Below are 21,319 nucleotides of genomic sequence, written 5' to 3'. Positions count from 1 at the left end.
CATCTGCTTTTTAAACCTCCGTAAGGAGGTTTTTTTATTTGCCTGTTCTAAATAATTTGGGGAACAACTTGGGGAGCAGCTAAAAGTTGTCCTTGTAGAGATTTTGTTCTTATCGTTCCTTTGACCTGTAAATAAATCGTAACGAGTGTTGACGATTTAATGCAAGAGCTGGTGTGTAACGATAAATGAAGATGATTATGCTTTCTAATATTTCATGGGGTAACTATTTAGTTACAGTTTTAGTATTGGTACTGTTTTGGTACATTATTGTAATTCTTAAATTTTATTTAGCCCCCCTAAAAGAGCTGCTAAAGGGCAATACAAAATTAAAGTTCTTTAAAACTCCCCGTACTCCAAGATGACCAGTCAAAGGATTTATTTGGTGAATTTAAAGAGCCATTTGATACTCTTGAAGACGCAAGGGAACTCTTTTCTAAATTGGAAAGTGCGATTTCAGAAGCAGTACAAAATAATCTCTCTGGAATTGAATTCAAAAATTATGTGAAATTTATTCTTGACGAATATCCGTATGTCAGGAGATCTGCTCTTCGGGAGAAAATCAACAGCCTTATGGTCTCAGAATGCTTAAAGCACCCGCAGCTGATTTTAACTTACCCGGAAATGGATGGGCTGTGGGATGAGACCATTTCTTAAAAATTACAGAGGAATATTCCCCGTCCGCTCTAGTGCGGTATGGTATAATGTGACAAGGAGAATAGCTGATGTGACGGCGGTATTCCTCTGTTTTTATATAGTAAATATAACCTTTAAATTATAAGTGATGAAAAAATGGAAATGGAAATTTAAGAGTTTGATGTATAAAATTAAAGGACTGGTAACTTTTATTCTTGTATTTATTATCAATGGTACGTCTTATGCCCAAGACGGGGTAGCCGGAATCAATGAGGCCAATCAGAAGGTAAGAAGCTACTTTGATGCCGGTACTGAACTGATGTATGCTGTCGGGGCGATACTTGGACTAATAGGGGCCGTAAAGGTTTATCAGAAATGGAATGCCGGAGACCCCGATACTGGCAAAGTCGCTGCAGCGTGGTTCGGAAGCTGTGTTTTTCTTGTCGTGGTAGCAACTGTCATTAAATCATTCTTTGGAGTATAATGGCAGTAAGCGTATACCAAATCAATAAAGGAATCAATAAAAGTATTGAATTTAAAGGACTAAAAGCACAGTACATCTGGTATTTGGGCGGAGGAGCTGTGTTCTTAATGATAGTTTTTGCAGTGCTCTATATTATTGGAATTCCATCACTGATTTGTGTTGGACTAATTGGGATATCAGGAGTCATTCTGGTTGTTAAAATCTATCGGATGAGTAATACTTACGGAGAGTATGGAATGATGAAAGCGCTGGCCTCCAGACAGATCCCAAAATCTGTAAAAGTTCGAAGCAGGTCTGTTTTTTTAAAGTGATAGTCTTAAAACGTTAAAGCATTTATTGGATTATGAAAGTTCTAAATCTTTACGCGGGAATAGGAGGAAACAGAAAAAACTGGACGGATGTAACGGTTACTGCTGTCGAACTCGATCCCCAGCTGGCTGCTGTTTATGCAGAGCATTTCCCCCAAGATACGGTCGTAGTTGGAGATGCACACCAATATCTTATAGATCATCATAATGAATTTGATTTCATCTGGAGTTCGCCGCCGTGCCAGTCGCATTCCTCGTTCAGGCAGAACATATGCGTAAGATTCCGCGGCACTCCTGCGGTATTTCCAGACATGAGACTGTATCAGGAAATTTTGTTTCTCAGGCATAACGCAGGATGTTTATGGACTGTAGAAAATGTAAAACCTTACTATACATCACTTATCGAATCCAATGCCGCGCTGCAACGCCATTTGTTCTGGGCGAATTTTGAGATACCAGATACAGAGATACAGGCATCGGTAAAAATCCGTTATGCGCAGATAGCGGATCTTGAAGAGGCTTTAGGATTTAGTATCAGGGCGTCCAGTATACCAAACAAAAGGCAGGTACTGCGAAACTGCGTTGATCCGCAGCTGGGACTGCATATTTTAAATTCAGCCAGAAGTGTCTGGCGGAAAAAAGTGAAAATGAGTAAAACAAGGAAAAATGGAAAAAGAATTGGATGATGTTTTACCGATTATGGACGTACAGCATGACTGTATTTTGTCAAAACAGGGTGATGTGACGATAGTATTTAAAGCAGATCTGCCAGAGATTTTTACGCTGTCAGACCAGGAGTATGAGGCTTTCCACCAGTTCTGGATTAAGGCGGTTAAGCTACTGCCGAAATTCTGCGTATTTCACAAGCAGGACTGGTTTTTGGAAAAAGGATACAGAGCCGATTTTTCAAATGAGGACACCAGTTTTCTAAGCAGGAGCAGTGAAAGGTTTTTCAATGAAAGGCCGTTTCTTGATCACAGCTGTTATATAATGCTGACTAAAAAACCGGCGGGAAGAAAAAGTTCCAGTTCCCTATTTTCAACTCTGATCAGAAACACCCCTGTCCCGGAAGAAACTTTGAAGCCCCAGCTGCTGCAGGATTTTCTGGACTCAGCAGGACAGTTCAAAAGAGTACTCGAAGACAGCGGGTTTGTAAAGCTCAACAGAATTAAAAATGAGGATCTTAAAAGCCAGAGCAGAAAGATTGGACTTATTGAGCGCTACTGTTTCTTATCGGATAAGGAAAGTGAATTTGTATTTAATGATATCTCATTTAAAGACGGTTTGAGAATAGGAGATAAGTACAGCCAGCTGTTTACTCTGGGGGATGCGGCTGATCTGCCTGGTCTGTGCGGATCACGCATAAATTTTGACCGATATTCGACTGATAAAACTAAGTTCAGCATTGGTTTTGCTTCAACTCTGGGACAGCTTTTATCCTGTAATCACATCTATAACCAGTATATTTTTATTGAAGATGCACAGAAAACAATTCAGAAACTGGAGAGCAAAAGACTAAGGCTTCAGTCGTTATCTGCCTACAGCCGTGAGAACATGATAGCCCGTGACGCCACGAACGATTTTCTCAATGAAGCGATCGCGCAGCAGAGACTTCCTGTAAAAGCACATTTTAATGTACTGGCATGGACCGATAATGAGGAAAATCTAAAGGAAATAAAAAACAAGGTTTCATCTGCACTGGCTCAGATGGATGCTGCCGCCAAACAGGAAACTGTCGGGGCGCCGCAGATCTATTGGGCGGGACTTCCCGGTAATGCCGCTGATTTTCCAATGAATGACACTTTTGATACTTTCACCGAGCAGGCAGTCTGCTTTCTGAATATGGAAACGGGCTACCGTTCTTCACTCAGTCCAATGGGAATCCGATTAGGAGACCGGCTGACTGGAAAACCAGTCCATGTGGACATAAGCGATGAGCCTATAAAAAATGGAATATGCACCAACCGCAATAAATTTATCCTTGGGCCATCTGGAAGCGGCAAGTCCTTTTTCACTAACCATATGGTCAGAAGCTATTATGAGCAGGGAACACATGTGGTGCTGGTGGATGTGGGCCACAGCTATAAAGGGCTATGTGATATGGTCGGCGGATATTACTTTACTTATGATGAGAAAAATCCCATACGCTTCAACCCATTTTACATTTCAGAAGGGGATAGTCTGGATACTGAGAAAAAAGAAAGCATCAAAACACTGCTGCTGGCACTTTGGAAGAAAGATGACGAAACATTTAACAGAAGCGAGTATGTGGCGCTTTCCAATGCGCTGCAGTTATACTATGAAAAACTCGATAGTAAAACAGAGATTTTCCCTTGTTTTAACAGCTTCTATGAATTTTTAAGGGATGAATTTGTAAGTATTCTGGAGAGTGATAAAGTAAAGGAGAAAGATTTTGACATTACTAATTTTCTCTATGTTCTCAGACCGTATTATAAAAACGGTGAGTTTGACTATCTATTGAACGCAACAGAGAATCTGGAGCTTTTGAAAGAACGTTTTATTGTATTTGAACTTGATAATATCAAAGATCATCCCATACTTTTTCCAGTGGTGACTATTATCATTATGGAGGTTTTTATCAGCAAGATGAGAAAACTCAAAGGAATCCGGAAAATGATTTTGATTGAGGAGGCCTGGAAAGCAATCGCAAAAGAAGGAATGGCGGAATATATCAAGTATTTATTCAAAACTGTGCGTAAGTTCTTTGGAGAGGCTATAGTAGTAACGCAGGAAGTGGAAGATATCATCTCTTCTCCTGTTGTTAAACAGGCTATCATCAATAACAGCGACTGTAAAATACTTTTGGATCAGAGCAAATACCAGAACAAATTTGACCAGATTCAGGAACTTCTGGGATTGACGGAAAAGGAAAAAGCGCTTGTACTGTCGGTCAACAAAGCCAATGACCCTTCAAAAAAATACAAAGAAGTATTTATATCCCTGGGCGGCATGTCTTCCAAAGTATACCGGACAGAAGTATCACTGGAGGAATATCTTGCCTACACAACCGAAGAGAGCGAGAAGATGAAAATGAACCAATATGCGGCAAAGTTTGGAGGGGACATCAAAAAAGGAATTGTCGCAATGGCAAATGAAATAAGAAACGGTAAATAGAAATTGGAAATGAAAACAAGAATAATTACCTGGCTGATCTGTCTGCTGCTAATAAGCACTCCTGCTAGACCAGCAGAAAAAACCGCTGTACTGCCTATACTTGAAATTGTGAAAGCAGTCACAAAAAAAGTAATCAAAGCGATAGATCTGCGAATTCAAAAACTACAAAACAAAACGATCTGGCTTCAGAATGCTCAGAAACAGGTTGAAAATGTGCTCTCTAAATTAAAACTGGATGAGATCTCGGATTGGACACAGAAACAGAAAGAACTCTATAAAAGTTATTACCAGGAGCTGGCCAAAGTAAAATCTGTAATTATCTATTATCAGAGAATAAGGGAAATTACCAAGAAGCAGACCACACTGGTTCAGGAGTATGAAAGAGCATGGAACCTGCTTCGCCAGGATTTCCATTTTAAAGAAGATGAAATTCGTTACATGGAGCGGGTGTATAACGGTATTTTGGAAGAAAGTGTAAAGAATATGGATCAGATATTTTTAATACTGGAATCTTTCACCACTGAGATGAGTGATTTAAAAAGACTTGAAATCATCAACAAAGCTTCTGATGAGATCTACTCCAACTACGATGACCTTAAACTGTTTAATCAGCAGAATATTATGCTGAGCCTTCAGAGAGCCAAAACAGAGTCGGAAGTAAATCAAACCAAACAATTTTACGGAATTCCGTAAGTGAGCTAAAAATCATGAAAAAAATAATTTTAATTCTAACTGCTGTACTGGTTTTTACGCAGGTAATGACCGGGCAGGCCAAGCAGAGAAAAGAACTTCTGCTTCAGATTGCAGCGCTGCAGGTTTACATTGATTATGCAAAAAAGGGATACTCTGCGGTTTCCAAGGGACTGAATTTTATCGGTGATGTAAAGAAAGGCGAAGTGAACCTGCATGGAGATTATTTTTCCTCGCTTTTGAAAGTTAATCCCAAAGTCAGGAATTATTACAAAGTAGCAGAAATAATTTCCATACAGTTGAAGATAATCAAAGTTAGCAGCAAGACGATCAAGACTCTAAAGGCGGCCGATTTGTTTCATGGCACTGAACTGGATTATGTAGAGCGCTCTTTGAAGCGGTTACTGGAGAATTGCAGCGGTACTTTGGATCACCTTTTATTGATCAGTACTGATTCAAAACTGGAATTAACCGATGACCAGCGAATTGAGCGTATTGACAAACTTCATAAAAATATGCTTGAGGATTATAATTTCTGCATTTCTTTCAGCCGTGAAGCAGAACTTTTGTCTTTATCTAAAGCAAATAATCTAAAAGAAGCGAAGGAATTAAGTGTGATGTACCACTAGAAAATTTAAGTATGATGAAAAAAATAGTGTTTGCAGCAGTCGTGATCATGGTATTCTTTATTCCGTTAAAAGTAGAAGCCCAGTCTGCTGAAATCCAGCAGCTGATCTTAAATATCGAAAAGTTATCGCAGTTCAAGAAGATTCTAAGTGATATGAAAAAAGGCTATGAACTTCTGTCGGGCGGATATAAGACGGTAAAAGATATGACAGAAGGGAATTTCAGTCTCCATAAGACATTTTTGGATGATCTGTTGCAGGTCTCACCGACAGTAAAAAATTACAAAAGGGTAGGGGAAATCGTAAATCTGCAGATCCTCCTGGTCAGGGAAAGTAAAAAAGGGTTGAGCAGCTTTGTACAAAGCGGCAGTTTCAGCCAGCGGGAACTCAGTTATTTTGAAAAAGTGTACGGCAATCTTCTGGATCAGAGCCTGAGAAATCTTGACCAGCTAATAATGGTTGTAACGGCTGATAAGCTCAGGATGTCAGACCACGAAAGGCTTGAGGCAATAGATGCTGTATATCTGGAGATGCAGGATAAGATTTCTTTTCTCAGAGATTTTAATGCATCATCAAACGTGCTGCTTCTGCAGAGGGTAAAAGAATCAAATGATGTTTCCGCTTCCAAGCAATTTCATGAATTAAAAAACTAGAGTTATGATTTTATTGAAAAAAAATGAAAAATTGTTTTTGATAATTGGGATGCTGCTTTTTCAATCCACTGTCCAGGCTCAGGGACTAGGAGACGAGATGCAGAGTCTTCATTCGGTATTAGAACAGCTTTACGATGAGATGATGCCTTTATGCAGTAATTTACTAGCTGTCGGGCAGGGGATTGCAGGTTTTGCAACAATCTGGTACATCGCCTCGCGCGTGTGGCGTCACATTGCAAATGCTGAACCTATTGACTTTTATCCTCTTTTCAGACCTTTTGTAATAGGTTTCTGCATTATGATTTTTCCATCTGTGCTGTCCCTTATAAATGGCGTTATGAAACCCACGGTAACTGCGACGGCAGCAATGGTATCTGGTTCTAATAATGCCGTTGCTGTGCTTTTAAAGGAGAAAGAAAAAGCTATTAAAGAAACCGATCCGTGGAAAATGTATGTTGGCGTAACAGGAACAGGTGACAGGGACAGATGGTATAAATACACGCATGATGAAGATCCTTCTGATGAAAGCATGCTGGCGGGAATTGGGAACGATGTCAAATTTGCAATGGAAAAGGCATCCTATAACTTTAGGAATTCGGTAAAGGAATGGATGAGTGAAGTGCTTAGGGTACTCTTCGAAGCAGCTGCCCTGTGTATTGATACGCTAAGGACATTTCAACTTGTTGTTTTATCTATTCTTGGACCGCTTGTTTTTGGAATAGCCGTTTTTGATGGTTTTCAGCATACACTTACCATATGGCTGGCAAGGTATATCAATATTTATCTCTGGCTTCCTGTCGCTAATATTTTTGGCGGTATTATCGGAAAAATTCAGGAACTGATGCTGAAACTTGATCTCTCGCAGGTGCAGGCAACAGGTGATACATTTTTCAGCAGGACAGATATGGCTTATCTCATATTTATGATAATTGGTATCATCGGCTATTTTACTGTTCCATCAGTAGCAAACTATATTGTACATGCTGCGGGAGGAGGAGCTTTAGGGCAGAAAGTAACAAGCTTATTTGGCAGCTCTGCAAATTCAGTAGTTTCCAGAACGAGTCAGGGTGCGGGAATGGTCCTTGATGCAATGGGCGATGCAGATGCAAGAATGACTAGAAGTATGGCTTCTTCAGCAGGCAGCAGTCCCTACTTTAGGGAAAAGGGAAATTATATGGGCGACAAGCTCAGCGGGAATTCAAAACAGACTTAAAAGGTTTTCTCATGTTTACAAAAATGAAAAATATTGATTCGGCATTCAGATATGTAAGAGGCTTTACAATGCTTGTGATTATTGGATGTGTACTGATTTGCTGCTTTACGGTTTATAAAAGTTTTGAATCTGTATCCCAGACACGCGATAAGGTATACATACTGGCAAACGGAAAGGCTCTTGAAGCTTATTCTTCTGACCGCAAGGATAATGTCCCGGTAGAGGCAAGAGACCATGTAAGGACATTCCACAAGCTTTTCTTTACCCTTGATCCGGATGATAAGGTTATTAAAACAAATATCACAAAGGCACTTTACATGGCCGATGAAAGTGCAAAGCGGATTTATGATGACCTGAAAGAAAACGGCTTTTACTCGGGCATAATTTCGGGAAACATCAGCCAGACCATTCAGATTGACAGTGTAGCCATAGATATCAAAGAATATCCATACAGGTTCAGCTGTTATGCCAAACAGAATATTATCAGGACAACGAGCATTTCGAAAAGGAACCTCATTACCAGAGGAAGCCTTCGCAACGTCTCGAGAAGCGATAACAATCCGCATGGTTTTCTTATTGAGCGCTGGGAAACTATTGAGAATGGGGATATCGGAGTAGAAAACAGGAAATAGACAGTCATGAAGCAATTATTTAAAAAACGGGATGAGGATTATATCTATTCAGACTATTACCTGAAAGTGAAAAAATTGTGGTCGGTTAAAATGAGCATTCTCACCGCCGGTTTATCAAAAAAAAAGCAGATTGCGCTTCTTTTTGCATTTGTGGTTTTAAGTGCCGGTTATCTCATCTGTAATATTTGCAGGATTGCGTTTGCAGAGAGCCAAACAGCTAAATATAGACCTGGAGTTTCTAAGGTTTTGCCAATTAATCAAAAAAAGAAATGAATTATGGAAACAAAAACACTATCGATAAAAGAAGTAAAAAAAAGAAAAATGCTTTTGGTTCTGCCTTTAATAACACTTCCATTCATAACACTGCTGTTTTACGTTTTGGGAGGCGGCAGAACAGAAGCAGCGGTATCTTCCTACGAGCAAAAAAAAGGGTTTAATTTTAAGCTGCCCATGCCAAAATTTAAAGAAGATTCTGCCCTTGATAAAATGAGTTATTATGATCAGGCGGCCACCGACTCATTAAAGCTTTTGGAACAGATTAAAAAGGATCCTAATTATTCCAAGAGTACAATTTCAAATGGCCTCGAGGATGAATTTGCGGCAGAAGATTTTGAGAAGCACCTGTTTTCAAAAGAAAATAAAGGATTCAATTCTGCTCCGCTTGAACAGGGAAAGGAAGAGAAAGTATACGAAAAAATAAAAGCTCTTCAAAAGATAATCAGCCAGCCTGTAACTGCGGACAGCTATGGGCAGGACATGAGTGAATTTGAATCCTATGGCAGATCAAAAGAAAGTTCACAGGGGATAAAAAACCTAGAGAAGATGATGGCATCCATGGGAACTGTACAGGAACCTGATCCAGAACTGCAGCAGCTTGGCGGAATGCTTGAAAATATACTGGATATTCAGCATCCGCAGCGTGTACAGGAAAGATTAAAACAGTCCTCTGAAAGTAAAAAAGGAAAAGTTTTTACTGTTGACCCTAATATAGAAATTGATATATCCACGTCATTACAGAAGACCTCAAGCATTATAGACAATTCAAAAGGCAATTCGTTCTATTCGGTAGATGAGAGCGCAGAACTTGACAGCCAGCCGAATGCTATTCAGGCTGTAATTCATGAGACGCAGATCATTGTGAACGGATCAATTGTAAAACTAAGGCTAAGCAATGATATTAATCTGCAGGGAACTGTGATTCCTAAGAATACATTCTTGTATGGAACGGCATCGCTGAAAGGGGAGAGGCTCGAAGTAAAGGTGGATAATATCCAGTTTAGAAATTCTATTTTCCCAGTTGAACTGACAATATATGATCTGGATGGCATTAGTGGAATTTATATTCCGGGTGCTATAAACAGGGATGTCGCTAAAGCCTCTGCCGAAAGGTCGATACAGACTTTGGGTCTAACGGGAATTTCAGATTCGTGGGGTGCGCAGGCTGCCGGTATGGGAGTGGAGGCGGCAAAAAGTCTTATAAGTAAAAAGGTCAAGCTCATTAAAGTAGTGCTAAAAGCAGGCTATCAGGTACTGCTTTATGATGAGAAACAAAAGAATTTGAAGTAACTAAAAGAATTTAAAGATGAAAAAATATAACTTGATCTATTTGATCAGTTTCTGCTTTTTAGCCATATCAAGCTTCGCGCAGCTGAATAATAGAAAGACAAATTCCAATGCTGATAATCTTGTAAATCTGAATATTGGCTATTCAAAAACAACAAGTCTTGTTTTTCCTTATGCGATTAAAAGTATCGATAAAGGTAGTCCAGATATTATAATGCAGAAAGCAAAAGGAGTTGAGAATATACTGCTTCTAAAGGCAAACAGGCAGAATTTCGCCCAGACCAATCTTACAATTGTTACTGCAGACAGCAGGCTTTATGTATTTGTCTTAAACTACAACGATGATTGTCCTGATTTAAATGTAAACGCCGATAATCTGGCTGTGGTCAATGATGATATTTTGTTTTCAAAGGAAAATGAAAACCAAAAGAAAATTGAACAGTTTGCCGCCCTGGCATTAGCAAAAAAGAAAAAGATAACAGGTATACAACGTTCAAAATTTGATATTAAACTTTCGGTGAGCGGCATTTTTATTCATGAAGATGTAATGTACTTTAGGCTAGTTATAGATAATAATTCAAAAATTAATTATGAGCTTGACCAGCTTCGTTTTTTCATCCGGGATAAGAAGAAAGCGAAACGCACGGCGTCTCAGGAAATTGAGATAATTCCGCTGTATGATTCAAACAGTCGAAATGTAATTGCTGCTAAGTCTGAATGGACAGCTGTTTATGCGATGCCAAAGGTTATTATACCGGAAAAAAAATATCTGACAATCCAGCTAATTGAAAAGAACGGGCAAAGGCAGCTTGAAGTTGATATTAACAATAACCTGACTAAAAAGATATCTGCAATATAGGAATGAAGCAATGAATCTTAAAGCAAATTGTTATGACAATCGATTTAAGTGATAGTGAGATGATGCTGAGTTTTACTCAGGAGATGGCATCCCTTGGATATCAGTATGTAGCCTTTGATATAGAAATTGTAAATAACAGCAATACACTTGAGTTTTATAGAAATATTTTGGACGCACAAGAGTACTGCAGTGTTATGACTAATGATGCTGGATACTTTGAAAATTTGCCTGTCAAATCTCTAATAAATGACCTAGAGGCATTAGTGAATAGCGGTATTGATATCACATGCAAGGAGGCAATTGAAATTACTGGATTTGCAAATAGAAGAGAAAAAAGTGAACTATTAGATAATAATTTAAATTCAAACATTATGAATCAGAAAAATTTAGAATACCTGAAAGACCAGTTAAAATATACTGGATTTGGAGAGACATTCGATCTGGACTTGAAAGAAAAGATGATGCAGGGAGAAAAAGAATTTAAGATTAGTAGAGAAGGTGTTTACGGCTCGGATTCTATGAACGCCGTATTGAATTTTAAAAAATCGGATCAGACTGATATGTATTTTTTTAATTCCTACCATGTAAGTCTTCAAAAAGAAAATTCAAAAGAATCATTAGATCAGACTTTCTACATTAACAGCACGGGCGGTAATATAACACTAAAAGAAGCCTACAATTTAATGGAAGGACGTTCTGTCAATAAAGACCTGAAGAACAAAGACGGTGAGCTGTATAATTCGTGGATAAAAATTGACTTTAAACAAACAGATGAGGCGGGCAATTTCAAGCTTAATCATTACCATCAAAATTACGGTTATGACCTGGAAGCCAGCGTAGCAAAACATTCAATTAAGGAACTCGATACTCCTAAGTTTAAAGAAGATTTGTTGAATTCCCTTAAAAAAGGCAATCTACAGTCAGTCACATTTGTGGTCGGTGGTGTTGAAAGTAAGATGTTTATTGAGGCAAATCCACAATTTAAAACGGTAAAAGTCTATGATGAAAACATGCAGAGAATTAATCATAGGGAAAGTAAAGAGGAAAAGAAATCGATATTAGAAAACCAGTCTGCTTCAAAAGACCAAAAAAAAAGTTCTGATGGTGATTCTGATTCTTCTGAACCTGAAAAAAAAAATAATAACAGGAAAAGCAAATCCCATTCAATCTAATAGTAATGGAGAATTTAAAGCCCTTATCTGATTTTTTTGCTGCAATAGAGAAAGATTTTAGAATCAGCACAACGCATATTGCCATTTATGCAGCATTATTGCAGCTAAGAATAGGAAAGGGCTTTATAAATCCAGTAGAAGTATTTAGCCGTGATATAGTGTCGATAGCTAAAATTTCTTCGACATACACATATATCAAATGTGTTCAGGATCTTAACGACTATGGATACATCAACTATGTTCGTTCCTTTAAAAAGACACAAGCAAGTAAAATATATTTTGTTGATCTGCAAGGAAGTTAAATTGAGAAGCGATAGAGCGAGATTCGAAAAAAATCTGTTAACCTGCAATTACACTGTATTCTTTTTTTTTAGGCGCTATGCCAAGATTACCTCTTGAAAAATTTTAAGCTATTTTGTGGAAGTTGGAACGTTTGATGCGTGACTTTTCTTTTTGTTCTAGGTTCTAATCTGTTAAATGGTTCAATAATAAAAATAATAATTTTTATAACAAGCGCTGAAATGATTTTATAACTTTTTAAAATGTGCTAAATGATTTACGAAATGGCTTATGAAATCTTTAGTGAAAAAGTGTGAAGTCCGAAAAAAAAAATTAACGTTGGATATCACAGTTTATAAAATTCTTGTGTAAACAATTCCATATTGGGAAGCTTTGTCAACTTTAATTTGTAATGCTTCTTTTAATTCAATTCTACCTTCTAAAATATGCATTAAATCTTCTCCATTCATTAAAATTATATTAGCACCTTGTCCATTAAATTGAGAAATAACTTCTTCTCTGTAACCATTAACAGATACAAACAGACCCCTCGTTGAATCTAATTTTGTGTTTACTTTACGCTGAAATCCACCTATTTCATTTTCGTTCGGCATATCCTTTCGCCATTTAGCTTCTACTAAATAATTAAAGCCGTCAAATTTGAAATGCCCATCTATTTGTTGGGTTTCAGTTTTGTATGGCTTTTTATATTCTAATTCGGATATGGCAAATAATGCTTTTAAGATATGCTCTAATTCATAACCTGCTTTTTGTCTGTCATCTGCAATCAATCCTTTAAAAAACAAGCTTTTGAGTTCCAACAATTTATTGTTTCTTTCCAAAATAATTTGCGTTTTATCTTTCATTTGCTGTGCTCTTGATTTTGTATGAGTCTTTTGCTCCTCAAATTGTAACTGTTTTTCAGCAACAAGCGATTTCAGTCTTCTTAGCGCCTCAATTCCAGCATTTCTATCTGGTACTTCCGCAGGAACATTTCTTAACAGGCACAATTCACCTAAAATTTTTCGTTGAATAATTTTTCCATCTTCAAAATTTTCTAAATCATTTAATACTTTCCTTGCCCAAACATATTTTGCCTCATCTTTATATTTTTGAGCAAGTTCTCTACTTACACCGGCAGATCTTAAAAAGCTTTCAACATTATCTTTGTAGTGAAAGCATTTTCCAAAGCACTGAATAATTTGATCTTTTATTTCATATGATAAATATTCCATGGAAATTATATTTAACAAATTTAAGTTAGTTTAATTAGATATAGTTTTTTGCTAGTAACTCATAGCCTTGCAGCACTATAAGAGGTATTGAGATTAAAGATGCGAGTTTTTTAAATTATGCACAAATTTTCAAGAAAAAAATTAAAGCAACTTAAACTAAAAAAAAACTCTGAATTGGCAACAAAAGTAACGAATGCTGCGTTCAAACACCTATGCCGAATCTTTCGTTTAATATTAATCCTAATTTTTAATTTTTCGGAGATTTTACAATATTATCATGTACTCAAACTATTGTATAAAATCATCTAATGAGCTTAAATCCATACTCGATTTTAATTTGTATAATCAAAATTACTTTGTTGAAAAAGAACGGAGTTGGCAATCATAACTATAAGAAATCCAAAGGTTCTATAACTTATTTCCCGTTTTACTCCATTTATAAACAGTAGAATTACTAGAATTTTAAAATAAGAGTACCCCAAATATTAACTGTAGATATAATTATGAAGTGACCTTCAATATCTTTAATTACAAGTTCTGTTGTCAGTTAGCGAATAATCAAACTAATCAACTATATTTATTCCCTTAAATTAGAGACGCTTGACATTGAAAAAAAACGGAGATAAATTTCTAATTCTTCTTTCTCTTATTGGTTTTTCGGATATTGCTTAGATATGAATTATACGGCTTTATTTTTTTTTCAGCAATGTTTTCCTCTTCTGCCTTTAAAATTATTTTTTCCGGAGCATCGATTTTATTCAGAAAAATATTTATCCCGGTTATATTTTGGTTTCCTTTATATTCAGTTTTTCTATGGCTTATTTTTACTCCGCTATCTTTGATTATATTTAAAAAAACGGGTATGAATTCTTGAATATCTTTCTGAGATGAAAAAGTCAAGTCATCAATATAGCGTGTATAGGTTATATTATTTTCATTGCAAATCTTTATTAATTTATAATCTGTCTCCAGGAATATAATGTTTGATAAGTGAGTACTCGTTGGTGTTCCTTGAGGCAATTCCCCTTTCCACGTGGTTAATTTTGTCATGTAGAAAGCAAATTGTTTGTTATATCCTAATTTTACAAAAGTGTCGTGGATAATTTTGGACTTAATTGATGGGTAAAAGTCTTTTAAATCTGTTGCAAACTGATATTTGTTACCTTGATGTTGTTTTGCATTAGTAATATTACTTTTTTTCTTCACTCCGCCATGAACGTTGTCGGGTAATTCAATTTTAGAAAGAATTCTATCCTTTATTTTGGATTGAATTCCTTTTAATCTTTTTTTTGAAGGACGAATAACTCTTTTCTTGATTGTTCCGTCTAAGTATGTTTTGAATTGACCTGTTTTTTTATCTATTTTTTCTTCAATCCATTCGTTATAATGAGAATCAATATTTCTAATAATATTGTCTAGATCATTTTTTGATTCTCCAATAATAGAGGGGAAATGTAGATTATTTCGAGACTCTGAAGAATTCATTTATTAATGATTTAACGGATGGGTTAATGATTTCAAAAGCTTTTCTTTTTTCAGGAGCAATATCATCATCGTTTAAAGACATAAAAAATAAAATTGGTAGAGGAATGTCTAATTTTGAGCTAATCTCTTTTAGTGTTGACAGATTTGGCTCTTTTGTATTGTTTTCTATTTGCGATAAATATGTTTGTGTAATACCGCAAGAGGAAGCAAACTCTGTTTGAGTTTGCCCTTTTTGCTTTCTTATATCTTTTATGACAGATCCTAAATTCATAGTGTTAGTTTTATTGGAAAAATTTAAAGGGGTGTCGGATTTTGATTGAATGAGGTAATTTTTTGAAGTTGTCATGGCGTTAAATTAAAAACTTTGTAATTAGACTAACAATATCTGTGATTTCAGATTTGTAATGCTTGTCAGTCAGACCTTTCTTAGTCCTTAATCTGTTTAATTTTGCTATAGCATCATTTAAATAATTAATTTCATTCTCCGATAGAGAACACTGGTTCGTTGCGATAGATACTAATACATTTCGTAAACTATCGATGCTTTGAAGTCTTTTTAATCTAGACATTGTAAAATAGGTTTTAGTTATTGGGACACCATTGTCGCCTGCTTATTTAACAATAGCCAATTACTAAATGCGTAGACAATGTTCTCTATACACCGCTTTAAAATCCTGCTTCCAAATAATATAGAAACAATATTTGATACAACTTAATTCTGATTTGGTAAACCTTGTCGTTGGGGGATTCTTGAATCGCTTCTTCGTCGAATCGCTTCTTCGTCGAACCGTTTTTTCGTTGAATCGTTTTCTTCGTTGAATCGTTTCATCGAATCGCGCCATCGATTTGGTGTTCTGGCGTAAAGCGCAACAGTTAGGCTTTCGCGAGGTTACACATTTTCAGGGGATTGTGCCTTAAGCCCAATTAAGGGTTGCCTAAAAAATTAAGCAAAATTAAAACTCTCCATTTAGTAATTAACTTTCAAAACAATTTTCAAAGAACTATGAAGCAAATATAAATAAATATTCCTGATAGTTAATATAAATTAACAAAATATTTTAAAATATTTTGTAAAACATTGATAGTTAGTTGGTTTTTTTTTTTTTTTTTGCTTCGTTTTTTGTGTCAGTCTGGATTTTGAAGTTCAATTTTTTTGTTGCAAAAAACGGTATTACAAAGCTTGCAGTTCAAATCGCTCGAAGTTTCTTAACTGAATTTGTATAATAATATTAATTCTCAAATATTTTTTTTGTCTTTAAACTGGTAAAGCTTTTATTTTTTTTTTGTTAAAAAAACTATGATTTGTAATCCAAATCTATTTAAAAATGTTTAGATATCTTTACATTTTGAAATTAAGGTTTTTAGGAATTCTAAATAATTAATCATTCTTAACACTAGCTGTAGAAGTGAATTATATTCTTAGTAGAAATGATTTGATAAGTTCACTTCTTTTAATATTTTTCCAAAATTTTATAATTAATTCTTGCTATGAAAATAAACCGAATAATTGCCATTGCAGTAAATGAATATGATAATGTAGAATTAAATAAAATTGAAAATGCGAAGAGAGATGTTTCGGAGATAATTTCAGTTTTAAATGAGAAATACATATTTGAAGATGTTGAATTTTTATTCGATAAAACTGATACAACACGGAAATCGATATTCAATAAACTAAACCTAATTTTTACAAATGCGCTGGAAGATGAAAATATTCTTTTAATTTACGCGGGTCATGGGGAATATAATGATGTTTTAAAAACCTCATACTGGCAGCCTTCAGATTGTGACCCGCAAGATATTTCAACTTGGATTAACATTGGTGAGATAATGGCATTTATTAATGCTTCCCAAGCATTCCATATAGCAATAATTTCTGACTCTTGTTTTTCTGGAGCAATATTTGAAAATCCAAATAGAGGAGGTGGTGTGCAAGCATTCGAGAAAAGGAAATCAAGATTAGCTTTAACTTCTGGTGGGGTCGAAATGGTTAGTGACGGTGCCAAAGGGCACAATAGTCCATTTGCTGAAAATTTGATAAAGCATCTTTCTGAAAACGGTCAAGCGACATTGCCTTTTAGCGTTTTATCAAATAATCTTATTATATCATTTAACTTAGATCGTGTACAAACTCCTATGTTCGGAGCGCTAAACAATGTGGGACATGAAGGCGGTTCATTTATTTTTAAATTAAAAGGATTAGAGACTGAAAAGCATGAAAATACAAATGATTATCTAAAATTACGATTAGGTAATCTTTTTATTAAAGTAGCTGACGAGCATCGTTCACTAATTAGTAAAATTACACTTATCAATAAAGAAAAGCATGAATTGGTTCGGATTCAAAAGTATGAACAAGCAATGAAACTTCGCGATGAAGAAAAAAGAATAGAAGATTTAATTCACGATTCGACTCCTTCTTATATCAATCAAATGTTTTTAAAAGTCGAAGTCTCGAAGCGGCAGACGGAAATAATAAAAAAAATAGAGCGAAAAGTCGATGAGTTCTACGAAGAATATAGATCCAAAGAAAGTAAAATCAATACAGCCTTGCAACATCTTGAACATGAATTTTTACAGGAATATAAAGAAATAAAACCACAAGATCGCAAATCACTTCAAGCTATGGCCGAACGTGAGGCCGAGTTTTTTGATTTTTTAAATCCCGCAAGAGACTTTTTTAATTCACAGAAATCAATTTTTATCCAACATTATCTCAAAGACATTTTAAGTCTATATGAATATTTCCTGCAAGTTAAAGCAGAGTCTAGAATAATTTTCCTCGAAGAAAAGAAAACAGCACTTTTTGCAATCTTACTACAAATTTATGAATTAGAAGTTAAGATGCTTTACAGATGGTATTCTGATGAAATAGACGAACTTATGGCATTAAAGAAGATAGATATTGATTTACTTAATTGGCTTAGGAATTAAGAAGTATAGCTTCTTAACTTGTGATGGATTTCTGAATAATTTGAACATCACTCGTAATTGAATAATTTTACTAGAAGATAATTTTAAAGAATAACAATATATTTTAGAATTAAAAAAATGCATAAAGTTATAGAGATAATAAAATATGAGAGTGAAAGTCATAAAGCTGATTTTAAAAAAATAGAATATCCATTAGGAAAAGACATAAAAAAGAACGAGATTTTAAAAGACTTCTCAGCATTTGCGAATCATTTATCGGATGAAGAAAAATATATTATCATAGGAATTAAGGAAAATGCCGATAAGTCAAAATCTGTCTTTAGTGTTGATACTCCAACTGATGAATCGAAGTATCGACAATTCATTAATGAGAATATTGAACCGGAAATAAATTTTGAATATGAAACCATTAGCTACCAAGATGCAATTATTTGTTTCTTTAGATTATCCCAGAATTTCAATAGACCATATCTTTTCAAAAAAGATGTGAAAAATCCAATTACCGATAAGCCTGAATTTAAATATGGAGACGGGTACATAAAAACTGGATCTTCAACCAAAAAAATTGGCAGAAAAGAGCTGGATGATATAATTGAAAATAAAAATAACAGTACTAACCGCCAGGAGGATATTAATATTTTAAAAATTTTCGGAAGTCCTTCAAATATTGAAATTTCGAAGTGGGAGCTAAGTTTTCTGGATATTAAAATAGAAAACAGATCAAATAAATCAATTGATCTAGATGTAGAAATAGTCATTAAAAAGTCAGACAGCTTCGCACTTATTCTAGAGGAAGAATTATTGAGGGAAATAAAAAGACAGGAAAGTAAAAAAACAAATTCCGTCTACTTTCCTCCAATAGCATCTGCTAATTTCATAATGAATAATCTTCATTTAAATAAGGAGGAAAACGAAACCGAATTTATAGTACAAAGAAACCCTTTAAAAAGTAAATTTGCTTTAACTCTTGCTCAAAATTCGATCTCGGAGAATATTTTTCAGGAAGCCATTATTGTTTTAGATAAACAATCTAGTATTATCGACGCAAAGGTTATAATTAGAAGTGACGATTTTACAAAAGGAGCTCTAACAAAAAATATTAGATATATAACACCTGAAAGGACTGTCAATTCTTCCAAGTGATAATGTTTTTTCTCAGTATTTTTATAGGAAAAAATAAGAAATTTTGTATCATATTTGTACCATACAAGTCGAAAACCTAACTATATAGGGGGTGTTATTTTTGAAGAGGTAAAATAATTCTTTAGTATTAAGTAATTAGTACAAAGTATTAAGATAGAAAACCGAGTCAGAAATGACTCGGTTTTTTTGTTTTGCGTTTAGAGTTAAACCCGACAGGTTTTTGAAACCTGTCGGGTTTGCTGTAAAGGAAATGATTGTGATTTTTTACTTCGAATACTCTAGTTTATGAAATAGATTTTTTTTGCTATAAAGGAAATGATTGTGATTTTTTACTTTGAATGCTCTAATTTATGAAATAGTTTTTTTGCGTAAGTTAAACCCGACAGGTTTTTAAAACCTGACGGGTTTGCTATGCATTATAAATTAAGAAACTCTTCCAACAAAGTAAAATTTTCTCTTTTATTATGAACAGATTTTAAATTGTCGAGGTTTTCAAATAGTGAGATCACTTTTTCACGTTTTAGTTTAGTTTGTTTTTCAGAAACACAAGTTAAATAAGAACTCCATGGGTACTCTATTGGATGTTCGCAAAAACCATGATTTACGGGATTGTAATGAATGTATTTTATGACAGAACACAAATAGGATTGATTATTGATTAATTTTCTTTTAAATGGTCTTTCGAATAAAGCTCCATGTCTATTGTAACCTTTATTAATTGCTTTTGTGTAAGCATTAAATAAATTCCCAAAAGATTGATGAATAGGTATTATTTTTTTGATTTCATATTCTTTATGACTTTCTAGAATTTCTTCGAAAGTTTTAATTCTTACTAATATATGAAAATGATTTTTTAAGAGACACCAAGCTAGTGTTTCTGCAATTGGATCAATATGTTTAGTATAAAGCATTAGAAAGTATTCATGATTTCTATTTTCTTTAAATAAGTTTTCGCCATTAATTCCACGATTATAAATGTGATAATATTTTCCAGATTCGAGATTTTCGGTTTTTTGCATGTTTATTGTCGACAAGAGGCCCGAGAGATTTTTAAAACCTGTCGGGTTTAATTTATATAAAAGTAGTAAAAAGATTACTTTTTTAAAGTTTTGTGCTTTGTTAAATGTTTCTTAGCAAACTGATAAATGTCATTTCCTGTTCGGATTCTTTTTCGTAATATTACTATTGTAAATTTTCATGAATGAGAAAGATTAAATACAAGAAAGGACGCAAGCTGCAACATATTACTTTAGAGTACACTGGGTCTCATAGAGAGCACGAAACAGAGATGCAGCTTTTTGTATATAATGATGCAGATGTTGTCGAATACGATAAGTTTACTGTCTTGGCTCTAAATTCTTGCTTTGATTACACAAAAAATAATTGGCTCAATATTCATGGGCTCCATGATATTAATCTTATAAAAACGATTGGCGCTCATTTCAAATTAGATGATTTTCTTCTTGCCGATATTTTAAACACTACCAAAAGAACCAAATTAGAAGATCAGCAAGAGATTTTGTTCTTCAATATAAAATCGCTTCTTCCTTCTGAATATTCGGATAATATTAGTGTTGAACAATTAAGCTTTATTCTGAAGGAAGGAGTTTTAATATCCTTTCAGGAAAAGCGTAGCGACTTTTTTACCCACATTCGAGAGCGTTTGCGCACGCATGCAGGAATTGTTAGAACCAAAAAGGTAGATTATCTCTTGTATTTGCTTTTAGACGCTGTAATGGAGAATTTCTACATTACACTGGAAGATGAAGAAGATAAAATAGAAGACTTAATCAATTTGACTAAAAAAGAGGCAAAACCAGTTATTTTAGAGAAAATTGAAAATCATCGCGATAATTTAAATTTTCTAAAACGTTCTATAGTTCCGCTTCGAGATTCACTTTATTATTTGAAAACGAAGAAAGATGATGACGATGATAATGGATTAATACAAAAAGAGACTTTCAATTTTTTTATCAGACTGCATCAGAAAAGTTTAGAACTTTTAGATCAGATAGAATCAGATATGAGCGCTTTAGAGAGTGCTTCTAATTTTTATTTTTCGGAACAAAGCCGAAAAATGAACGAAATCATGAAAACGCTGACTATCATATCAGCCATATTTATTCCGCTTACTTTTATAGTTGGAGTATACGGAATGAACTTTGAAAACATGCCGGAACTTAAAACCCAAAATGGATATTTTATAGTTATGGGTATTATGCTTTTACTTGTGATCGCATTAATAGTATATTTCAAGAAAAGGCGCTGGTTTTAG

General features: G+C 34.8%; 21 protein-coding genes. 17 read left to right on the top strand and 4 right to left on the bottom strand.

The features are described from left to right. Nucleotides 1-814 precede the first annotated feature (814 nt). Genes DM397_RS07955 through DM397_RS07890 form a run of 14 tightly spaced genes read left to right on the top strand, consistent with a single transcriptional unit; the run spans nt 815 to nt 12,270 of the window. Nucleotides 815-1,117, top strand: a complete 303-nt coding sequence (locus DM397_RS07955) for a DUF4134 domain-containing protein (protein WP_235023030.1) — start codon at nt 815-817, stop codon at nt 1,115-1,117. Then, nucleotides 1,117-1,428 carry a DUF4133 domain-containing protein gene (locus tag DM397_RS07950; protein WP_111377019.1) on the top strand — a complete coding sequence of 104 codons (312 nt, stop codon included), beginning with the start codon at nt 1,117-1,119 and terminating at the stop codon, nt 1,426-1,428. Before DM397_RS07955 ends, DM397_RS07950 begins: the two co-directional genes overlap by 1 nt. 32 nt (nt 1,429-1,460) lie before the next feature. Then, nucleotides 1,461-2,111, top strand: a complete 651-nt coding sequence (locus DM397_RS07945) for a DNA cytosine methyltransferase (RefSeq protein WP_111377018.1) — start codon at nt 1,461-1,463, stop codon at nt 2,109-2,111. Then, the gene (locus DM397_RS07940; RefSeq protein ID WP_111377017.1) at nt 2,092-4,560 is read left to right on the top strand and encodes a TraG family conjugative transposon ATPase; all 2,469 of its coding nucleotides are present in this window, start codon (nt 2,092-2,094) and stop codon (nt 4,558-4,560) included. Before DM397_RS07945 ends, DM397_RS07940 begins: the two co-directional genes overlap by 20 nt. A 9-nt stretch (nt 4,561-4,569) precedes the next feature. Further along, nucleotides 4,570-5,253, top strand: a complete 684-nt coding sequence (locus tag DM397_RS07935) for a glycosyltransferase family protein (RefSeq protein WP_111377016.1) — start codon at nt 4,570-4,572, stop codon at nt 5,251-5,253. 14 nt (nt 5,254-5,267) lie between these two features. Then, nucleotides 5,268-5,879, top strand: coding sequence for a hypothetical protein (locus DM397_RS07930; protein WP_111377015.1), 612 nt, complete (start codon nt 5,268-5,270; stop codon nt 5,877-5,879). A 14-nt stretch (nt 5,880-5,893) separates the two neighbouring features. Further along, a complete protein-coding gene (locus tag DM397_RS07925) occupies nt 5,894-6,529 on the top strand; it encodes a TerB family tellurite resistance protein (RefSeq protein ID WP_111377093.1) in 636 nt (211 codons plus the stop codon). A gap of 13 nt (nt 6,530-6,542) precedes the next feature. Next, nucleotides 6,543-7,742: a conjugative transposon protein TraJ gene (traJ, locus tag DM397_RS07920; RefSeq protein WP_394364555.1), complete on the top strand. Its 1,200-nt coding sequence runs from the start codon at nt 6,543-6,545 to the stop codon at nt 7,740-7,742. Between the two features lie 11 nt (nt 7,743-7,753). Then, nucleotides 7,754-8,374, top strand: a complete 621-nt coding sequence (gene traK / locus DM397_RS07915; RefSeq protein ID WP_111377013.1) for a conjugative transposon protein TraK — start codon at nt 7,754-7,756, stop codon at nt 8,372-8,374. 6 nt (nt 8,375-8,380) lie between these two features. Then, a complete protein-coding gene (locus tag DM397_RS07910; protein ID WP_111377012.1) occupies nt 8,381-8,647 on the top strand; it encodes a hypothetical protein in 267 nt (88 codons plus the stop codon). A gap of 3 nt (nt 8,648-8,650) precedes the next feature. Continuing rightward, entirely contained in the window at nt 8,651-9,940 is a 1,290-nt protein-coding gene (gene traM / locus DM397_RS07905) for a conjugative transposon protein TraM (RefSeq protein ID WP_111377011.1), read from the top strand. A gap of 16 nt (nt 9,941-9,956) precedes the next feature. Next, entirely contained in the window at nt 9,957-10,796 is an 840-nt protein-coding gene (traN, locus tag DM397_RS07900) for a conjugative transposon protein TraN (protein ID WP_111377010.1), read from the top strand. A gap of 32 nt (nt 10,797-10,828) precedes the next feature. Beyond that, a complete protein-coding gene (locus tag DM397_RS07895; RefSeq protein WP_111377009.1) occupies nt 10,829-11,968 on the top strand; it encodes a hypothetical protein in 1,140 nt (379 codons plus the stop codon). A 5-nt stretch (nt 11,969-11,973) separates the two neighbouring features. Continuing rightward, nucleotides 11,974-12,270, top strand: coding sequence for a hypothetical protein (locus tag DM397_RS07890; protein ID WP_111377008.1), 297 nt, complete (start codon nt 11,974-11,976; stop codon nt 12,268-12,270). Between the two features lie 330 nt (nt 12,271-12,600). On the opposite strand, the gene DM397_RS07885 is transcribed toward DM397_RS07890, so the two are convergent. From DM397_RS07885 to DM397_RS07875, 3 genes are all read right to left on the bottom strand, one after another. Next, nucleotides 12,601-13,482, bottom strand: a complete 882-nt coding sequence (locus DM397_RS07885; RefSeq protein WP_111377007.1) for a restriction endonuclease — start codon at nt 13,480-13,482, stop codon at nt 12,601-12,603. 630 nt (nt 13,483-14,112) lie between these two features. Then, complete coding sequence (locus DM397_RS07880; RefSeq protein ID WP_111377006.1) at nt 14,113-14,967, bottom strand: reverse transcriptase family protein; 855 nt, start codon at nt 14,965-14,967, stop codon at nt 14,113-14,115. Beyond that, nucleotides 14,942-15,313 (bottom strand): helix-turn-helix domain-containing protein, encoded by a 372-nt coding sequence (locus DM397_RS07875; protein WP_111377005.1) that lies wholly within the window; start codon nt 15,311-15,313, stop codon nt 14,942-14,944. The genes DM397_RS07880 and DM397_RS07875 overlap by 26 nt, the downstream gene beginning before the upstream one ends. Nucleotides 15,314-16,455: 1,142 nt before the next feature. Here DM397_RS07875 and DM397_RS07870 point away from each other — a divergent pair. Together DM397_RS07870 and DM397_RS07865 are read left to right on the top strand one after the other, a co-directional pair. Next, nucleotides 16,456-17,901, top strand: coding sequence for a UvrB/UvrC motif-containing protein (locus DM397_RS07870; RefSeq protein ID WP_111377004.1), 1,446 nt, complete (start codon nt 16,456-16,458; stop codon nt 17,899-17,901). Nucleotides 17,902-18,018: 117 nt separating this feature from the next. Continuing rightward, nucleotides 18,019-19,044 (top strand): AlbA family DNA-binding domain-containing protein, encoded by a 1,026-nt coding sequence (locus tag DM397_RS07865; RefSeq protein ID WP_111377003.1) that lies wholly within the window; start codon nt 18,019-18,021, stop codon nt 19,042-19,044. A gap of 416 nt (nt 19,045-19,460) precedes the next feature. On the opposite strand, the gene DM397_RS07860 is transcribed toward DM397_RS07865, so the two are convergent. Further along, complete coding sequence (locus DM397_RS07860; protein ID WP_111377002.1) at nt 19,461-20,063, bottom strand: hypothetical protein; 603 nt, start codon at nt 20,061-20,063, stop codon at nt 19,461-19,463. Between the two features lie 182 nt (nt 20,064-20,245). Here DM397_RS07860 and corA point away from each other — a divergent pair, with 182 nt between their 5' ends. Continuing rightward, a complete protein-coding gene (corA, locus tag DM397_RS07855) occupies nt 20,246-21,319 on the top strand; it encodes a magnesium/cobalt transporter CorA (protein WP_111377001.1) in 1,074 nt (357 codons plus the stop codon).

Source organism: Flavobacterium nitrogenifigens, assembly GCF_003254565.1.
Lineage (GTDB): Bacteria > Bacteroidota > Bacteroidia > Flavobacteriales > Flavobacteriaceae > Flavobacterium > Flavobacterium nitrogenifigens.
This window is presented reverse-complemented; position numbering and strand designations above follow the sequence as displayed.

What these genes read in the sequence shown, in the direction of transcription:
- traM (WP_111377011.1), top strand. Translation starts at nt 8,651, where the DNA reads ATGGAAACAAAAACACTATCGATAAAAGAAGTAAAAAAAAGAAAAATG.
- DM397_RS07925 (WP_111377093.1), top strand. Translation starts at nt 5,894, where the DNA reads ATGAAAAAAATAGTGTTTGCAGCAGTCGTGATCATGGTATTCTTTATT.
- DM397_RS07890 (WP_111377008.1), top strand. Translation starts at nt 11,974, where the DNA reads ATGGAGAATTTAAAGCCCTTATCTGATTTTTTTGCTGCAATAGAGAAA.
- DM397_RS07935 (WP_111377016.1), top strand. Translation starts at nt 4,570, where the DNA reads ATGAAAACAAGAATAATTACCTGGCTGATCTGTCTGCTGCTAATAAGC.
- DM397_RS07895 (WP_111377009.1), top strand. Translation starts at nt 10,829, where the DNA reads ATGACAATCGATTTAAGTGATAGTGAGATGATGCTGAGTTTTACTCAG.
- corA (WP_111377001.1), top strand. Translation starts at nt 20,246, where the DNA reads ATGAGAAAGATTAAATACAAGAAAGGACGCAAGCTGCAACATATTACT.
- DM397_RS07955 (WP_235023030.1), top strand. Translation starts at nt 815, where the DNA reads ATGTATAAAATTAAAGGACTGGTAACTTTTATTCTTGTATTTATTATC.
- DM397_RS07880 (WP_111377006.1), bottom strand. Translation starts at nt 14,967, where the DNA reads ATGAATTCTTCAGAGTCTCGAAATAATCTACATTTCCCCTCTATTATT.
- traN (WP_111377010.1), top strand. Translation starts at nt 9,957, where the DNA reads ATGAAAAAATATAACTTGATCTATTTGATCAGTTTCTGCTTTTTAGCC.
- DM397_RS07875 (WP_111377005.1), bottom strand. Translation starts at nt 15,313, where the DNA reads ATGACAACTTCAAAAAATTACCTCATTCAATCAAAATCCGACACCCCT.
- DM397_RS07950 (WP_111377019.1), top strand. Translation starts at nt 1,117, where the DNA reads ATGGCAGTAAGCGTATACCAAATCAATAAAGGAATCAATAAAAGTATT.
- DM397_RS07885 (WP_111377007.1), bottom strand. Translation starts at nt 13,482, where the DNA reads ATGGAATATTTATCATATGAAATAAAAGATCAAATTATTCAGTGCTTT.
- DM397_RS07930 (WP_111377015.1), top strand. Translation starts at nt 5,268, where the DNA reads ATGAAAAAAATAATTTTAATTCTAACTGCTGTACTGGTTTTTACGCAG.
- DM397_RS07860 (WP_111377002.1), bottom strand. Translation starts at nt 20,063, where the DNA reads ATGCAAAAAACCGAAAATCTCGAATCTGGAAAATATTATCACATTTAT.
- DM397_RS07865 (WP_111377003.1), top strand. Translation starts at nt 18,019, where the DNA reads ATGCATAAAGTTATAGAGATAATAAAATATGAGAGTGAAAGTCATAAA.
- DM397_RS07940 (WP_111377017.1), top strand. Translation starts at nt 2,092, where the DNA reads ATGGAAAAAGAATTGGATGATGTTTTACCGATTATGGACGTACAGCAT.
- DM397_RS07910 (WP_111377012.1), top strand. Translation starts at nt 8,381, where the DNA reads ATGAAGCAATTATTTAAAAAACGGGATGAGGATTATATCTATTCAGAC.
- traK (WP_111377013.1), top strand. Translation starts at nt 7,754, where the DNA reads ATGTTTACAAAAATGAAAAATATTGATTCGGCATTCAGATATGTAAGA.
- DM397_RS07870 (WP_111377004.1), top strand. Translation starts at nt 16,456, where the DNA reads ATGAAAATAAACCGAATAATTGCCATTGCAGTAAATGAATATGATAAT.
- DM397_RS07945 (WP_111377018.1), top strand. Translation starts at nt 1,461, where the DNA reads ATGAAAGTTCTAAATCTTTACGCGGGAATAGGAGGAAACAGAAAAAAC.